The organism is Stenotrophomonas sp. 63632_Sma (assembly GCF_056482875.1).
Map to the genome: position 1 here is coordinate 115,363 of NZ_CM151220.1, position 16,100 is coordinate 131,462.

General features: G+C 67.8%; 15 protein-coding genes. 12 read left to right on the top strand and 3 right to left on the bottom strand.

Going from position 1 to position 16,100, the window contains the following annotated elements; translation table 11 throughout:
* Positions 1-84 precede the first annotated feature (84 nt).
* On the top strand, positions 85-720 hold the full coding sequence (locus ACZK45_RS00490; RefSeq protein WP_032128715.1) for a tetratricopeptide repeat protein: 636 nt from the start codon (positions 85-87) through the stop codon (positions 718-720).
* 586 nt (positions 721-1,306) lie between these two features.
* On the opposite strand, the gene ACZK45_RS00495 is transcribed toward ACZK45_RS00490, so the two are convergent.
* A complete protein-coding gene (locus ACZK45_RS00495) occupies positions 1,307-2,791 on the bottom strand; it encodes an AAA family ATPase (RefSeq protein WP_180837762.1) in 1,485 nt (494 codons plus the stop codon).
* Positions 2,792-2,914: 123 nt separating this feature from the next.
* Between ACZK45_RS00495 and ACZK45_RS00500 the strand changes: the two genes are divergently transcribed.
* From ACZK45_RS00500 to ACZK45_RS00540, 9 genes are all read left to right on the top strand, one after another.
* Positions 2,915-3,544, top strand: a complete 630-nt coding sequence (locus ACZK45_RS00500) for a ParA family protein (RefSeq protein ID WP_010487235.1) — start codon at positions 2,915-2,917, stop codon at positions 3,542-3,544.
* A 49-nt stretch (positions 3,545-3,593) separates the two neighbouring features.
* The gene (locus ACZK45_RS00505) at positions 3,594-4,070 is read left to right on the top strand and encodes a SixA phosphatase family protein (RefSeq protein ID WP_005407539.1); all 477 of its coding nucleotides are present in this window, start codon (positions 3,594-3,596) and stop codon (positions 4,068-4,070) included.
* A 4-nt stretch (positions 4,071-4,074) separates the two neighbouring features.
* The gene (locus tag ACZK45_RS00510) at positions 4,075-4,692 is read left to right on the top strand and encodes a YceI family protein (protein WP_032128717.1); all 618 of its coding nucleotides are present in this window, start codon (positions 4,075-4,077) and stop codon (positions 4,690-4,692) included.
* Complete coding sequence (locus tag ACZK45_RS00515; RefSeq protein WP_125893044.1) at positions 4,689-6,740, top strand: phospholipase D family protein; 2,052 nt, start codon at positions 4,689-4,691, stop codon at positions 6,738-6,740. The genes ACZK45_RS00510 and ACZK45_RS00515 overlap by 4 nt, the downstream gene beginning before the upstream one ends.
* A 10-nt stretch (positions 6,741-6,750) precedes the next feature.
* Entirely contained in the window at positions 6,751-7,185 is a 435-nt protein-coding gene (locus ACZK45_RS00520; protein ID WP_032128719.1) for a hotdog fold thioesterase, read from the top strand.
* 120 nt (positions 7,186-7,305) lie between these two features.
* Positions 7,306-8,097: a lysophospholipid acyltransferase family protein gene (locus ACZK45_RS00525; RefSeq protein WP_049398187.1), complete on the top strand. Its 792-nt coding sequence runs from the start codon at positions 7,306-7,308 to the stop codon at positions 8,095-8,097.
* A gap of 52 nt (positions 8,098-8,149) precedes the next feature.
* The gene (locus tag ACZK45_RS00530) at positions 8,150-9,139 is read left to right on the top strand and encodes a YheT family hydrolase (RefSeq protein WP_050509830.1); all 990 of its coding nucleotides are present in this window, start codon (positions 8,150-8,152) and stop codon (positions 9,137-9,139) included.
* A gap of 56 nt (positions 9,140-9,195) precedes the next feature.
* Positions 9,196-11,265, top strand: a complete 2,070-nt coding sequence (locus ACZK45_RS00535; RefSeq protein ID WP_049398186.1) for a tetratricopeptide repeat protein — start codon at positions 9,196-9,198, stop codon at positions 11,263-11,265.
* 10 nt (positions 11,266-11,275) lie between these two features.
* Positions 11,276-11,887 (top strand): YbhB/YbcL family Raf kinase inhibitor-like protein, encoded by a 612-nt coding sequence (locus tag ACZK45_RS00540; RefSeq protein WP_478445282.1) that lies wholly within the window; start codon positions 11,276-11,278, stop codon positions 11,885-11,887.
* Positions 11,888-12,029: 142 nt separating this feature from the next.
* Here the strand turns inward: ACZK45_RS00540 and ACZK45_RS00545 are convergent, their stop codons facing one another.
* Entirely contained in the window at positions 12,030-12,857 is an 828-nt protein-coding gene (locus ACZK45_RS00545; protein WP_188487018.1) for an META and DUF4377 domain-containing protein, read from the bottom strand.
* Between the two features lie 73 nt (positions 12,858-12,930).
* Positions 12,931-13,725, bottom strand: coding sequence for an undecaprenyl-diphosphate phosphatase (locus ACZK45_RS00550; RefSeq protein ID WP_478445283.1), 795 nt, complete (start codon positions 13,723-13,725; stop codon positions 12,931-12,933).
* A gap of 224 nt (positions 13,726-13,949) precedes the next feature.
* On the opposite strand from ACZK45_RS00550, the gene glnA reads away from it, so the two are divergent.
* Both glnA and ACZK45_RS00560 read left to right on the top strand, forming a co-directional pair.
* Positions 13,950-15,359, top strand: coding sequence for a type I glutamate--ammonia ligase (gene glnA, locus ACZK45_RS00555; protein WP_004153533.1), 1,410 nt, complete (start codon positions 13,950-13,952; stop codon positions 15,357-15,359).
* 393 nt (positions 15,360-15,752) lie between these two features.
* On the top strand, positions 15,753-16,091 hold the full coding sequence (locus tag ACZK45_RS00560; RefSeq protein WP_004134334.1) for a P-II family nitrogen regulator: 339 nt from the start codon (positions 15,753-15,755) through the stop codon (positions 16,089-16,091).
* The last annotated feature ends 9 nt before the right edge of the window (positions 16,092-16,100 follow it).

A 16,100-nucleotide genomic window follows, 5' to 3' on the forward strand; every position in this document is an offset into this window, starting at 1 on the left:
GCCCCGGCACTCGCGCCCGCGGCGGTGCTGGGGTTAGGATCGGTGAGAGAGAGGGAGGCTGCAGTTGCGGCCTGGGGAGAAGGGATGTCAGTTCCAGGAAAGATCCTGGCCAGCGTGCTGCTGGCCTCGGGAGTGGCCACTGCGTGGGCCGCGCCGGCCGTGCCGGCACCACAGGAGTTCTACTTCGACAACGACCTGGCGGCAACGCCGATGGTGGCGGTGCAGGGCGAGGGCGATGAGCTGGTGGCCCAGCTGGTCAAGCTGCGTGAGCGCGGCCGCCGCGCGGTGGAAGCGACGGTGCAGCTGGCATCGGTGGCCGGCGCGCAGGGCCGTGGCGAGCTGGCCGAGCAGCTGTATGGCGAGGCGATGAAAGAGGCGCCGGCACAGAGCAGCAGCGGCCGCAGCGTGCGCTGGAACTACGGTTGGGACCTGCTGCGCCAGGGCAAGCCGGAGGCGGCGCTGGAACAGTGGCTGGTATCGGCCAGCAACGCCCGTACGAAGCCCACCTGGGTGCCACCGACCTATGCGTTGGCATTGTGGCGGATGGGGCAGAAGCAGGAGGCGGTGCAGTGGTATGCGGCTGCGGTACGCACCGAGCCGACGCAGTGGAGTACCACGGCCAACTATGGGCAGCTGCTGCCGCAGTGGCGTGAGGATGAGCGCGCGTCGCTGGCCGAGGTGCAGCAGGCCTGGGCGGCCGCACCACCTGCCTGGCCCTGAGGGAAGGGGTTCGGCCGGGTTGCACCCGGCACCCGCAGAGGCAACAGCTGAAGCAACAGCAACAGCCGAAGCAACAGCGGGCTTCCTGCGGGATGGCGGGGCACTGTGGGTTTGCGGGGCCGCCGTAAACCCGTCCTGGGGGCTTGGTCGCCGCATCCATGCGGCTCACACCCCGCAAACCCACAGTGCCCCGCCTTCGACAGATTCCGGCAGCTGTTGGTAGGTGTCGACCTTGGTCGACACGGTAGGTCCACGCCATGCGTGGATGAATCTGTAACGGAATCGACTATTCGATATCTGATCGAAGAGCAGCCGAGTGTGGGCTCGGCTCTACAGGAAGCGGCCAGCCAACCGGCTTTTGCTTTTGATCTTCTTTTTTCTTTTCCGTGGCGGACGCCCCCGGAAATTGCCAGAGGACGGGCGGGGTGGGTTCGCGGGGGTGTCCGCGGCATGGATGCCGCGGCCAAGCCCCCATGGACGGGTTGACGGCGTCCCCCGCGAATCCATCCCGCCCGACCAAGCGCGGCTTTTGATGTTCACGGCCAACTCGCCGCCACGAGGGGCTGCGCCGTTCGCTGGAAACCCCTCAGTCGTCCGCGGAAACCGTCCGCCCCGACGCCCACGCACGCAGTGCTTCTACCTGCTCTGCCATCAGCACCGACAGCGGTCGGGTGGCGCGGATCTCGGTCATCAGCAGCTCGGTGTCCAGCGGCCGGCCCTCGGCATGCGCCGCATACAGGCCAGCCACGATCGCCTGCTCGATCTCGGCGCCGGAAAAACCATTGGCGGCCGCCGCCAGCGCGGGCAGCGCGAAGTCGTCGGCGTTGAGCTGGCGCCGGCCCAAGTGCAGCCGCAGCAGTTCCACGCGCACGTCGGGCGAGGGCAGATCGACGAAGAAGATCTCGTCGAAGCGGCCCTTGCGCAGCAGCTCGGCGGGCAGCTCGTGCACCTGGTTGGCGGTGGCGACGATGAACACCGGCGCTTTGCGTTCGGCCATCCAGGTCAGCAGGTAACCGAGCACGCGGCGTGACACGCCGCCGTCCTCGCCTCCGCTGGCCAGGCCCTTCTCGATCTCGTCCATCCACAGCACGCAGGGCGCGAGTTGTTCGGCCGAGGCCAGTGCCTGGCGCAGGTTGGCTTCGGTCTCGCCGTGGTACTTGTTGTACAGCGCGCCCACGTCCAGGCGCAGCAGGGGCACGCCGAAGCCGGCGGCGGTGGCCTTGGCCAGCATCGACTTGCCACAGCCCTGTACGCCCAGCAGCAGCATGCCGCGCGGCGGGTCCAGCCCGGCCGGGGCGGAGCCGGCAATGAACGCCACCCGGCGTTGGTTGATCCAGCGCTTGAGCCGGTTGGCACCGGCCACATCGCCGAAGCGCGCGCTGTCATGTTCGAAGAACAGGTGGCCGCTGCGGTTGAGCAGCTCGAACTTCAGCCGCGCCAGCTGTGGCAGGTCGTCGTCGCGCAGTGCGCCATCGGCGTAGATCAGCTGGCGCGCGATGCGCCGGGCATCGACCAGGCTCAGGCCCTGCAGGTTCTTCAGGATTTTCTTCACCGCCTCGCTGTCGACTTCAACCCGGCGGCCGCCATGCTCGCGCGCATAGGCGTCGGCCTCCTCGCGCAGCATCTTCAGCAGGGCATTGGCATCGGGCAGGCGCGGGTTGAAGCGCACCGCCAGCGCTTCCAGCTCGGCCGGCAGCTCCACTTTGGCACCGATCAGCACCAGCACATGCGGCTCGCTGTGGCGGCGCTGGATCAGGTCGCGAAGGGCGCGCTGGTGGCTGGCATAGCCCAGGTAGGGGTGGAAATCGAGCAGCAGGTAGACCCCGCGCTGCCCGGCCTGGCGGATCATCTGCAGGGCCGCGCTGGCGTCGGGTGGCCCGGCCGGCGGATCTTCGCTGTCCAGGTCGATGCGGCGCAGGCCCTCGGTGATCGACCACCGGTGCAGCGCCCGCCAGACGTGCATCAGTGTCTGCCGGAACAGGTCGACGATGCGACCCTCGTCCTGGGTCTCGATCACGATCAGGGGGGTATTGGCGCGGATCAACGCGCTCAGATCCTGCAGTTCGCTCATGCCGGTTCGATCCTTCGGGGGCGCCACGATAGCAAAGGCGATGGCCGCTGGTTCAGCACGACGCTACCTCCCGTCACCATCACCGGTGTACGCTCGGGGCACGTACCCGGAAGCGAGGCTGGCATGAAGACGATCCTGGTGGCCGGTTCCAAGGGCGGGGTGGGCAAGACCACCGTCGCCACCCACCTGGCCGCGTACGCGGCATTGCAGGGCAAGGCCACGGTGATTGCCGATGCCGACCCGCAGGGTTCCAGCACCCGCTGGGCACAACGCCGTGCCGGGCTGGAAAGCGCGGTGCTCCCCATCGACGTGTATCGGAAGAAGCAGTGGGCGCAGAAGCTGCCCGACGGCACCGACACCGTCATCATCGATGCGCCGGCCGGTGCCCTGGCTGACGATATTCCCCATTTCCTCGACGCTGCCGACGCGGTGGTGGTACCGGTGCTGCCCTCGGCGCTGGACATCGAAGCGATCGTCGGCTTCCTCAACAGCCTGGCCCAGAACCCGCGCGTGCACAGCCGCAAGCTGCCGGTGGGGCTGGTGCTCAACCGTACCAAACCATGGACCCAGACCTCGCAGCAGGCGCTGCAGATGCTGGGTGAATGGCCGTACCCGGTGGTCGCGCAGCTGCGCGACAGCCAGAGCTATGTGGTCATGACCGGCCTGGGCCGCAGCCTGTTCGACTACCGCTCGGCCCAGGTGCGCGAGCACCAGGCCGACTGGGAGCCGCTGCTGTCCTGGCTGAAGCTTTGATGCCTGCGTCACTCTTTCTGCTGCATCCTCTTCTTCATGGAAACCCGCGATGCGTGAACTGATCCTGCTGCGCCATGCCCATGCCGAACCGGCTACCCCCGGCCAGGCCGACCTCGACCGGCCGTTGTCGCCGGTGGGGCTCGCCGAAGCCGAAGCCGCCGGCAAGTGGCTGAAGGAGAACAACCTGCTGCCGGACTGTGTGCTGTGCTCACCGGCGCGGCGCACCCGGGAGACCCTGGAAGCCGTGCTCGGCACCATCGGCTATGTCGAGAAGCGCCTGGAAGACCGCATCTACGAGGCTACCCCCGGCACCCTGGCGGCGCTGGTGGACGACCGCCGTGACCTCGACCGGGTGCTGATCGTCGGCCACAACCCCGGCCTGGAGCGCCTGGTGGCGTTGATGACGGAAGGCACCAGCAGCGACTATCGCGGCATGCCGCCGGCCGGCATTGCCGTGCTCGGCTTCCCGCGCGAGGCCTCGATCGAGCCGGGCGTGGCCAGCCTGAACGCGTTCTGGTGGCCGTGATCCAATGAGCCTGGCGCGGCGCAGCCGCTTTCTGCTGCCCGTGCTGCTGGCTTCCGGCGCGGCCTGGGCTGCCGCGCCACCGCCAACGCCCTTGCCGCCGGTGGTCGCTGAAGCGCACCGGGTCCTGCACCTGGATACCCAGCGCTCGCAGATCGGTTTCGAGGTGCGGACCCGCTTCGGGCAACGCATCGAAGGCCTGTTCCCGCACTTCGAGGGTCGCATCGAGATCCTCTCCGACGGCCGCCACCAGGTGCACCTGAAGATGTTCACGCGCTCGGTCGAGATCCCCGGCAAGGCGCGCTACACCGGCTGGATGCGCGGCGAGGAGTTCTTCGACGCAGGCCGCCACCCGGTGGTCGAGTTCGACTCGCTGCCGTACTGGCCGGAGACCGTGGAAGACGGGGGCGACATCAACGGGCGGCTGACCCTGCGCGGGATCAGCCACCCCGAGACACTGAAGGTCGAGAAGGCGGATTGCGCCCGACCCGGCTATGATTGCGACGTCGTCAGCCGCGGTACCGTGCAGCGAGGCCGGTATGGAATGGACAGCTGGCAGCTTGCCTTGAGTGACCGAGTGACCTTCGTATTGCGAGCGCGCCTGAGCGAGGCGCCGAAACCGTGAACCTCCTGCTGCGTGTACTGGCGCTGGCAACCGTGTTGCTGGGCAGCGGTTGTGCATCGCTGTCCAATGCCGAGCGCGACCGCGCCGAAGCGATCGCCGTGCAGGCGCGCTCGATCCAGGTCGACTGTCAGCGCGCCGACCGCTGCGCACAGGATTCGCCGCTGCGGGCGCTGGCCGGCCGGGCGTTCACCGAATCCACCCCGGAGCAGCCGCGCCACTACGCCACCCTGCTGGACGAGGGCGAGGGCGCCCTGGTGGCGCGCCTGAACCTGCTGCGCAGTGCCACCCGCAGCATCGACCTGCAGACCTACATCTTCGACAAGGACGACAGCGCGCGGCTGGTTATCGACGAACTGCTGGCCGCGTCGCGGCGCGGGGTGAAGGTGCGGGTGCTGATCGACCAGCTCTCGGCGATCTCCGACCTGCAGATCCTCGGCGCATTGTCCGGCGCCCACCAGAACTTCCAGCTGCGGGTCTACAACCCGACCTTCGGCAAGGCCCGGCTGAACTACTTCGATTACGCCGGCAGCGTGCTGTGCTGCTTCCGTCGCTTCAACCAGCGCATGCACAACAAGCTGCTGGTGATCGACGATGCGATCGGCGTGGTCGGCGGCCGCAACTACCAGGACGACTATTACGACTGGGATCGCGAGTACAACTTCCGCGATCGCGACGTCATGATCGCCGGCCCGGAAGCGCGGGCGATGGCGGCCAACTTCGATGCGTTCTGGCGCGCCAAGCGCAGCGTGCCGGCCGAGCGCCTGAATGACGTGGGCCGCACCCTGCTGCGCGAAGGCGTGCCGGTGCTGCCGCCCGCCACGTTCCGCCGCCCGGAGCGGGTGCAGCGGGTCAGCGCTGAAGCCAATGACATGGAGTTCGTCACCCGTTCCTTCGTGGATACCGCGCTGCCGGTGGCCTCGGTGCGCTACGTCGCCGACCTGCCGCGCAAGCACCGCCGCGAGAAGGCCGATGCCCCGCTGGCCGGCCAGCATGTGACCGAGCCGCAGCTGGACGCACTCATTGCCGGTGCGCAGAAGGAAGTGATCCTGCAGACGCCGTACCTGGTGCTGTCCAAGCCGGCGCAGAAGCTGTTCCGCGAGCTGCGCAAGCGCCCGCAGCCGCCGCGCGTGGTGGTGTCCAGCAACAGCCTGGCGGCCACCGACAACCCGATCGTGTATGCGCTGTCGTACAAGTACAAGCGACGCAACATGCGCGAACTGGGCTTCAACATCTTCGAGTACAAGCCGTTCCCGCTGGATGCACCGGTCGACTACCGCAATCTGCTGCCCGACCCGATCGCCGCGCCCGGAGGCGACGACGACGGCGGGCGCAATCCGCTGATCGGCGGCAGCGCCGCTGGCAGCAATGCCGGTGGTGGCAGCGAAGGGGATCTGGCCGCGCCCCGCAAGCAGGTGGCGGTGCATCATCCGCGTACCGGCAGTGCCTACCAGAACGCGCGCGAACGTCGCCGCGCCGCCGGCAGCGAGGTGGAAACGCGCCTGCTGCGCACCGAAACGCGTCCGTCGTTCCTGGGCAGCAAGGCGGTCAACAAGCCGTTGCCGGTCACCCGCAAGGGCGCCCGCATGGGCCTGCACGCCAAGTCGCTGGTGGTCGATCGCCGCATCGGCGTGGTCGGCACCCACAACTTCGATCCGCGCAGCGAGAACTACAACACCGAAGGCGCGGTGATCATCGACGATCCGGTGTTTGCCGAGCAGCTGGCCGAGAGCATCCTGCGCGATACCCATCCGCAGAACTCGTGGACAGTGGCGCCGCGGGCCAAGCCGCCAGTGCTGTCGGGCCTGAACTACAGCGTCGGCAAAGCCTCCGAAGCGCTGCCGATCCTCGACTTCTGGCCGTGGCGCTACGCCACCGACTACGAGTTCAAGCCCGGTCCGGACTGCCCGCAGCCGCTGCCACGGCAGGACCCGGCGTTCCACAACTGCTACGTCGCCGTCGGCGACTTCCCCGAAGTCAACGTCGGCCCGAAGTGGCTGCTGGTGCGCATGCTGACTGCATTCGGCGCCGGCCTCGTTCCCATCCTCTGAAGGTGCCCGCATGACCCAGGTATTCCGCGAAGCCGTTTCCATCGAGCAGCTCAACGCGCTCAGCCGCAACACGGCGATCGAATCCCTCGGCATCGTCTTCAGCGCTGCGGGCGAAGACTGGCTGCAGGCCACCATGCCGGTGGACGAGCGCACCCGGCAGCCGTACGGCATCCTGCACGGCGGTGCCTCGGTGGTGCTGGCCGAGACCCTGGGCAGCAGCGCCGGCAACCTGTGCGTGGATACCGGCAAGCAGATCTGCGTGGGCCTGGAAATCAACGCCAACCACGTTCGCGCCGTGCGCTCGGGCACGGTCACCGGCACCGCCCGCGCGCTGCACGTCGGCCGCAGCACCCAGCTGTGGGAGATCCGCATCGAAGACGAGCAGGGCCGGCTGGTGTGCATCTCTCGGCTGACCCTGGCGGTGGTGGCCGCCGGCCACGGTTGAGCCCCCGGCGGGCGTGTTGACGGCGGCAGAACCCAGCGTTCCCCGCCGATTGCCCCGGTCAATGGCGGTTATGGCCTAAATCGGCTGGCAGCTGCTGCGGCGCTCCGGTATCGTGCGCGGATGACTTCCCCCACTCCGGCCCCCCGTGGCGGCGTGGCGCGTGTGTGCCGTTACCTGTACCGCGTACCGCTGCTGTTGGTCCACATCATCGTGTTCCTGCCGCTGATCCTGATCGGCATGCTTCCGCCGTGGGGCGAGCTGCGCGTGGGCGAGGATACCTTCGGGGCGAAGGTGGTGAACTGGTGGCAGGGGGGCCTGATGTGGATCTTCGGCTTCCGCCTGTCACGGGTGGGCCAGCCCTTGCCCGGTGCCGTGCTGTTCGTCGCCAACCACGTCAGCTGGGTGGACATCAGCATCCTGCACAGCCAGCGCATGATGGGCTTCGTCGCCAAGCGCGAAATCGCCAGCTGGCCGCTGGTCGGTTGGCTCGCCGCGCGCGGGCAGACCATCTTCCACCAGCGCGGCAATACCGAATCGCTCGGTGGCGTGATGCAGGTGATGGCCGATCGCCTGCGTGCCGGCAAGGCAGTAGGCGTGTTCCCGGAAGGGCGCACCCGCGGTGGCCATGAAGTGGGGCCGTTCCATGCCCGCATCTTCCAGGCCGCGGTCGAAACCGGTGTTCCGGTGCAGCCTGTGGCGCTGGTCTATGGGTTCAAGGGTGACGCACAGACCATCGTGGCATTCGGCCCGGGCGAGAGTTTCGCCGCCAATTTCCTGCGCCTGCTGGGTGAGCCGGCGCGGCATACCGAAGTGCATTTCCTGGAGCCGATCGGTACCCAGGACCTGGAAGGCCGTCGACGCATCGCGGAAACCTCGCGCGCGCGCATCGTGGCGGCCATGAGCACCGGCTGAGGGCACGGTGGCCCTGGTCCCGCCACCCGTCCTGGACGCCGGTACACCGACGTTGCATGCGACTGACTACCAGCCGCCGCGCTGGCTGCGCAATCCGCACCTGCAGTCGATGCTCAGCTCCAGCCGCATGCGCCTGCAGCGCGGCCTGCTGCTGCTGGCCGCCACCGGTGCGGTCAGCGAAGAGCTGATCCTCGACGGCGGTGATGGCGTGCGCCTGCAGGGCTGGCACAGCCATGTCGAAGGCCGCGAACCGAAGGGCATGGCCCTGCTGCTGCATGGCTGGGAGGGCAGTGCCGAATCCAGTTACATGCGCATGGCTGCCGCGCGCATGATCGAACAGGGTTTCGATGTTGTGCGGCTGAACTTCCGCGACCATGGCAACACCCACCATCTGAACCCCGGCATCTTCCACTCCAACCTGATCGATGAAGTGGTGCATGCCGCGGGTGACATCGCCCAGCGCTGGCCGCAGCTGCCGCTGGTGGCCGCCGGCTATTCGCTGGGTGGCAACTTCGTGCTGCGCCTGGCCCTGCGCGCGCCGGCTGCCGGCGTGCCGCTGCTGCGGGTGGCCTCGGTGTGCCCGGTGCTGGACCCGGGGCTGACGATGGAGAGCATCGAAAACGGCCCGGCGATGTACGACTGGTACTTCCGCCGCAAATGGGCCGGCTCGCTGCGCCGCAAGCGCGATCTGTTTCCCGAGCTGAGCGACTGCGACGATCGCGTGCTGAAGCTGGACATCCGTGCACTGACTGCCTGGCTGGTCGAACGGCACACCACCTTCGGCTCGCTGCAGGCCTATTTCGATGGCTATTCGATTGCCGGTGACCGCCTGTCCACCCTGCAGGTGCCGGCCGACATCCTGATGGCGCAGGACGACCCGGTGATCCCGTACGCGACCTTCAGCGATTGGCAGCTGCCGCGCCAGGCGCACCTGGAAACCGCCTGCTGGGGAGGCCACTGCGGCTTCCTGGAAAACTGGCGGGGTGACGGCTTCTCCGAGCGCTGGGTGGCGCAGCGCCTGCAGCGGGTGCTGGCGGGCTGAACCGGCACCGGTGCGTGGACCGCTACAATGCGGGTTTGCACTTGAACCGGACCGCCATGCAAGACCAGATCATCCAAGCGTTGCGCCAGAACCAGGCCGACCAGGCCGTGCAGCTGGCCCAGGCGTGGACCCGTGATGAACCCGGCCAGGCCGAAGCCCACCGCTGGCTGGCGCTTGCGCTGCAGCAGCAGGGCAAGGCCGAGGATGCGATGGAGGCGCTGCAGCAGGCGTTGCAGCTGGCCCCCGATGATGCCCAGCTGCACCTGCAGCACGCTGGCCTGCTGCTCGCCCTGCGCCAGTACCAGGGCGCTGACGAAGCGCTGGCACGTACCACCGGGCTTGACCCGAACTCATTCGCCGCCTATCTGATGCAGGCGCACCTGGCGATCGGCCGCAACGACTTCGATGAAGCCCAGCGCCTGTCCACGCTGGCCTCGCGCGTTGAGCCGGACCACCCGGAACTGCTGACCATCGACGGCATGATCGCGCTGCGCCGCGACGACCCGGATCGTGCGCTGACGCTGCTGTCGGCGGCCAACCAGGCGCAGCCCAACGACACCCGCGTGCTGTACGCACTGGGCTTCGCCTACCTGGGCAAGGACATGCTGGCCTTCGCCGAGCAGGCGTTCCGCCGCGTGCTGGAGCTGAACCCGGCCATCAGCTCGCTGCATGGCCTGGTAGTGCAGTTGGCGCTGCGCCAGGGCAACCTGGAGGCGGCTGCCGAAGCGATGCAGATCGCGCTTCAGCAGGAAGGCATGGATACGCCGTCGATGCGTCGCCTGGCCGGTGAACTGTCGCTGCGCGGCGGCCAGCCGCTGCAGGCGCTGGACCATCTGCTGCCGTTGCTGGAATCGATCCCCGACGACCGCCAGGTGCTGCAGCTGCTGCTGATGTCCTGGCAGCGCCTGGGCCGCGAAGACGAGGCGCGCGCGCGCCTGGACGCGGCCCTGGAACAGCATCCGCAGCTGCACGACCTGTGGCTGGCACGCCTGGCCGTGGAAGAAGTCGGCAGCCCGACCGCCGCGGCGACCGTGGAGCGCTGGATGGACGCGATGCCGGGTCATCTGCCGGCACTGGAAGCACGCCTGCGCCTGCATGACATGGTGGGCGAACACGAACAGGCCGAAGCCATCGCCGAACGTATCGTCAGCCTCGAACCGGGCCGCGTCAGTGGCGAAACACGCCTGGTCGAAGGCCTGCTGCAGCGTGATCCGGTTGCCGCGATCGCGCGCGTGCAGGCGCTGATCGACAGGGCGCCGGACGGCCATCGCGCCGACCTGCGTACCTGGCTGGGTGAAATCCAGGACCGCGCTGGCCAGCCGGAACAGGCGCTGCAGACGTGGATGGCGCTGCAGGCCGACCAGGCACCGCAGCGCCTGCCGCTTCCACCGCAGGCCAAGGCGCCGCCGAGCTGGCCGGAGAAGGGCGAGATCGACAGTGATGCCAGCTCCGCGCCGATCTTCCTGTGGGGTGCGCCGGGTTCGGGTGTGGAGCGGGTTGCGACCGGCCTGGCGGCCGCCAGCCCGGTGCTGCGCAGCGACCGCTACACCAGCAATCCGCCGGATGATGCATTCCAGAACTACCACACGCTGCAGGACCTCGCCTCCGGCGTGCTGACCCCGGAGCGGCTGGTGCAGCGCTGGCGCGAGCAGCTGCCGGCGCGTGGCCTGCAGGGCGATGCCGTCATCGACTGGCTGCTGTGGTGGGACAACGCCCTGCTGTGGGCGCTGCGCCCGCAGCTGCCGCAGGGACGACTGGTGCTCGTGCTGCGTGACCCGCGCGACATGCTGCTGGACTGGGTGGCCTACGGCGCTGCCGCTCCGCTGGCGATGACCTCGCTGGCTGAAGCCAGCGAATGGCTGGCGCGCGGGCTGGCGCAGGTTGCCACCCTGCATGAGGAAGAACTGTATCCGCACGTGCTGCTGCGCATCGACCAGATCGGCAATGATCCGCACGCGATGGCCGAGCTGCTGGGACGCCTGTTCGAGCGGCAGATGCCGCCGGCCGCACAGCTGGGCGCACCGCGCTTCCCGCCGGGCCACTGGCGCAACTACCGCGACGTGATGAGCGCCGCCTTTGCCAAGCTCACCCCGATTGCGGTGCGCCTGGGTTACCCGGAAGAGTAAGGAGAAGCCGATGCAACTGAGCAGCCACAGCCTGACCAACGGCGCGCCGATCGACCGCGCGTTCGCCGCCGGCGATGCCACCGGCTTCGCGCCGGACCGCAATCCGCACCTGGCCTGGAACGGCGCACCGGAAGGCACGCGTTCGTTCCTGCTGGTGTGCGTGGACCCGGATGTGCCGACCGTTGCGGAAACGGTCGGCCGCAGCGACATGACCGTGCCGCGCGACCAGCCGCGCTGCGACTTCGTGCACTGGGTGATGGCCGATATTCCGGCCTCGGTGCAGGAGATCGCCGCCGGCAGCTGCAGCGATGGCTTCGTGGCGAAGGGCAAGACCGCACCGGCTGGCCCGGCGGGCAGCCGCCAGGGCCTGAACGACTTCACCGGCTGGTTTGCGGGCAACCCGGACATGGCCGGCGATTACCTGGGCTATGACGGCCCCTATCCGCCGTTCAACGACGAGCGCATGCACCGCTATTTCTTCCGCGTGTTCGCGCTGGATGTGGCCTCGCTGGAGCTTCCGGCGCGCTTCACCGCCGCCGACGCATATCGCGCCATGCACGGCCACGTGCTGGCCGAAGCCGCACTGCATGGCACCTACACGTTGAACCCGGCGCTGGGCTGAGCGGCACGATGGGTAGAGCCGGCCGCTGGCCGGCTTTGCTTCTGTAGTGTCGAGCCATGCTCGACTCACCGTAGAAGCAGTCGAGCATGGCTCGACTCTACACAACGAAGAAGGGCGACCTCGCGGCCGCCCTTCTGTCGTCTTACTTCTTCTCGATGGCCGACTCGACCACCATGTCCAGCACGTACGCCTGCGACGGCGCATCGGCCGGCGGGTTCTTCACTTCGTAGCGCTTCACGCGCACCACGTTGCGCACGCCGTCCTCGTGGGTGTAACCCTCGATGTTGCCGTAGAAGTTCTCGAACTTGCCCGGCTCACCCTGCTTCAGGCCCTTGTCGTCGAACTTCACTTCACGCACCTGCAGGCACTGGTAGTCCGGGATCAGCGGGTGCGAGCACTTCTCGGTCTTGGCGGCCACTTCCAGGAATACGGTTTCGCCGGCGCCGCCGTAGCGGGTTTCAGCGGTCGGTTCCGGGTTGAACACCAGCACATCGCCCTTCGCGTTGGTCAGGGTCAGCTTGCCATCGGCATCCTGCTCGGCCTTCAGCTCGCCCTGCAGGCGGCTCGACACGGCCTCGTCCAGCGCCATCAGCGCCTTGTCGGTGCAGGCCATCATGGTCGAGGCCATCGCACTGACCGTCAGCTTGCCGTCGGCCAGGGTGTAGCCGCCACCCATGTGGTTGCAGGCGTTGCTGACCGACAGGCGGCCATCAGCGAAGTCCAGGGTGACCGGCTTGTCTTCGCGGGCGAACAGCGCGTCGATGCGCTTGCCGTCGGCACCGGTGGCCTGCTGCAGCAGCCAGTGCTGGCTCTGCAGGCGCTGCGCGTCCAGGTGCGCCAGCGTCTGCTGGTCTGCTGCCTTGGCCGCGGCCGGGGCCACGTCGTCGCCGCCGTTGCCGGCCGGGGCCGGGGTCTGGCTGCAGGCGGCCATCAGGGCCAGCGGGAGGAGCAGGGTGAGCTTGCGGTTCATGGTGATTCTCCTTGGGGAACCGTGGGGGAAACGGGGTGGGGCCGGCAACGGGGTTACCGTGCCCCGGCGCTGTTCAGCTGCCGGACGGCAACCACAGCAGCAGCGCGGCGCCCAGCGCGATGCGGTAAAGCGCGAACGCGGTGAATTTGTGCGATTTGATGTAGCCCATCAGCCACTTCACTACGACGAAGCCGGTGACGGCCGCGGAAAGGAAGGCCACGCCCACCTCGGTCCAGTTCTCGTTGCCCAGCTGTCCGGCCTTGGCCATTTCCAGGAAGGTGTAGGCGCTGGCGGCGAACATGGTGGGAATGCCGACCAGGAACACGAACTCGGCAGCCGCCGCGCGGCGGCTCAGGCCCAGCAGCATGGCCAGGAAGATCGCCGAGGCCGAACGCGAGGTGCCGGGGAACACGCCGGCCACCACCTGCGCCAGGCCGACGCCGATCGCCACGGTCCAGGTCACCTGGTCGCGGTCGGGCAGGCGCGCGGTGTAGGCCTCCACCAGCAGCATCCAGATGCCACCGATGATCAGTGCCCAGGCCACCGGGCTGACCGTCTCGGGCAGCGACCAGCCGGCTTTGCGCACCACCAGGCCGACCACGGCGGTGACCAGGAAGGCCGCGCCCAGCTTGAATACGTACTCGCGGTTCTCGCGCTGCCCGAAGCCGGTGGCCAGCTGCAGCAGGCGCTGGCGGAACACCAGTACCACCGCCACGATCGCGCCGGCCTGGATGACGATGTTGAAGAAGTCCGAACGGGCACCCAGCCAGTGCTGGGCGATGAGCAGGTGGCCGGTGCTGGAGATCGGCAGGAACTCGGTCAAGCCTTCGAGGATGCCCAGCAACAGGGCGGAGAGCAGGTCGGACATGGACGGTGCGGGCACGCGCGGCAGGAAGGAAGAAGGTCGAGAGGATAGACGATCACTGCCGCACCAAACGGGTGCGTCCGCTGTCGGCTGCACCCATTTGGTGCGCACGGTTCTGCACCGCTGCGGGGCGGCCTTTTTGAAATCAATGACTTGCAGCCTGCGAAAAGTTGGCACGGTCGTTGCTGTACCTCAGCAGGCATTCATCCCCATCCGAGGTCGTACCGATGTCCGTGGAAAACGTTGAGAAGCTGATCAAGGACAACCAGATCGAGTTCGTCGACCTGCGCTTTGTCGACATGCGTGGTGTCGAGCAGCACGTGACCTTCCCGGTCAGCATCGTCGAGCCGTCGCTGTTCGAAGAAGGCAAGATGTTCGATGGCAGCTCGATCGCCGGCTGGAAGGGCATCGCCGAATCGGACATGGTGCTGCTGCCGGATACCGCCAGCGCCTACGTCGACCCGTTCTACGCCGATCCGACCATCGTGATCAGCTGCGACATCCTCGATCCGGCCACCATGCAGCCGTATGGCCGTTGCCCGCGCGGCATCGCCAAGCGCGCCGAGGCCTACCTGAAGTCCTCCGGCATCGCCGAAACCGCGTTCTTCGGCCCGGAGCCGGAATTCTTCATCTTCGATTCGGTCCGCTTCGCCAATGAAATGGGCCACACCTTCTTCCAGGTCGACTCGGAAGAAGCGGCGTGGAACAGCGGCGCCAAGTACGACGGCGCCAACAGCGGCTACCGTCCGGGCGTGAAGGGCGGTTACTTCCCGGTGCCGCCGACCGACACCCTGCACGACCTGCGCGCCGAGATGTGCAAGACCCTGGAACAGGTCGGCATCGAAGTTGAAGTGCAGCACCACGAAGTGGCCACCGCCGGCCAGTGCGAGATCGGCACCAAGTTCAGCACCCTGGTGCAGAAGGCCGACGAACTGCTGCGCATGAAGTACGTGATCAAGAACGTCGCGCACCGCAACGGCAAGACCGTCACCTTCATGCCCAAGCCGATCGTCGGCGACAACGGCAGCGGCATGCACGTGCACCAGTCGCTGTCCAAGGGCGGCACCAACCTGTTCTCCGGTGACGGCTACGGCGGCCTGAGCCAGCTGGCGCTGTGGTACATCGGCGGCATCTTCAAGCACGCCAAGGCCATCAACGCCTTCGCCAACTCGGGCACCAACAGCTACAAGCGCCTGGTGCCGGGCTACGAAGCACCGGTGATGCTGGCCTACTCGGCCCGCAACCGTTCGGCTTCGTGCCGCATTCCGTGGGTGTCCAACCCGAAGGCACGCCGCATCGAAATGCGCTTCCCGGATCCGATCCAGTCCGGCTACCTCACCTTCACCGCGCTGATGATGGCCGGCCTGGACGGCATCAAGAACCAGATCGACCCGGGCGCACCGAGCGACAAGGACCTGTACGACCTGCCGCCGGAAGAAGAGAAGCTGATCCCGCAGGTCTGCTCCTCGCTGGACCAGGCGCTGGAAGCGCTGGACAAGGACCGCGAGTTCCTGAAGGCCGGCGGCGTGATGAGCGATGACTTCATCGACGGCTACATCGCGCTGAAGATGCAGGAAGTGACCAAGTTCCGCGCGGCCACCCACCCGCTGGAATACCAGCTGTACTACGCCAGCTGACCGGTGGCGATGGCGGTGGGCTTCCCCTCCCACCCGCCGCCATCGCTTCCGTCTTCGCGGCTGGGGAGCCGCAGGGCGGGCCCCGGTCCGCCGTGGTAGAGCGGACCCCGACCCGCCGTGGCAGAGCGGGCCGCTGGCCCGCCGTGGCAGAGCGGGCCGCTGGCCCGCTGCAGTAGAGCGGACTGTTGGTCCGCTGAAACAGGGGCAAGAGAGACCGGATACGCGACCAGGGCCGCCCTCCCTCCCGCGTCGGTCGTGCAAGGAGAGAGGCACGGCCGTCCCGGCCCTGTACGTGTCCGGTGCAACAGCCACGGCCATCATCCTGATGGCCGCTGGTTGCCTGATGCCAACGCGCGCTGGCGCGCTGGCCCCATCCACCCTCGGGACATGCGCATGAAACTGATCTCCGCCATCATCCGGCCGTTCAAGCTCGACGAGGTCCGCGAGGCCCTCTCCGACGCAGGCGTGTCGGGCATCACCGTGACCGAAGTGAAAGGCTTCGGCCGCCAGAAGGGCCACACCGAGCTGTATCGCGGCGCCGAGTACGTCGTCGACTTCCTGCCCAAGATCAAGATCGAAACCGTGGTCACCGATGAGCGTGCCGACGCGGTGATCGAAGCGATCCAGTCGTCGGCAGGCACCGGCAAGATCGGTGACGGCAAGATCTTCGTCACCGCCGTCGAACAGGTCATCCGCATCCGCACCGGCGAAATCGGTGCCGACGCTCTGTAACCCCTTTCC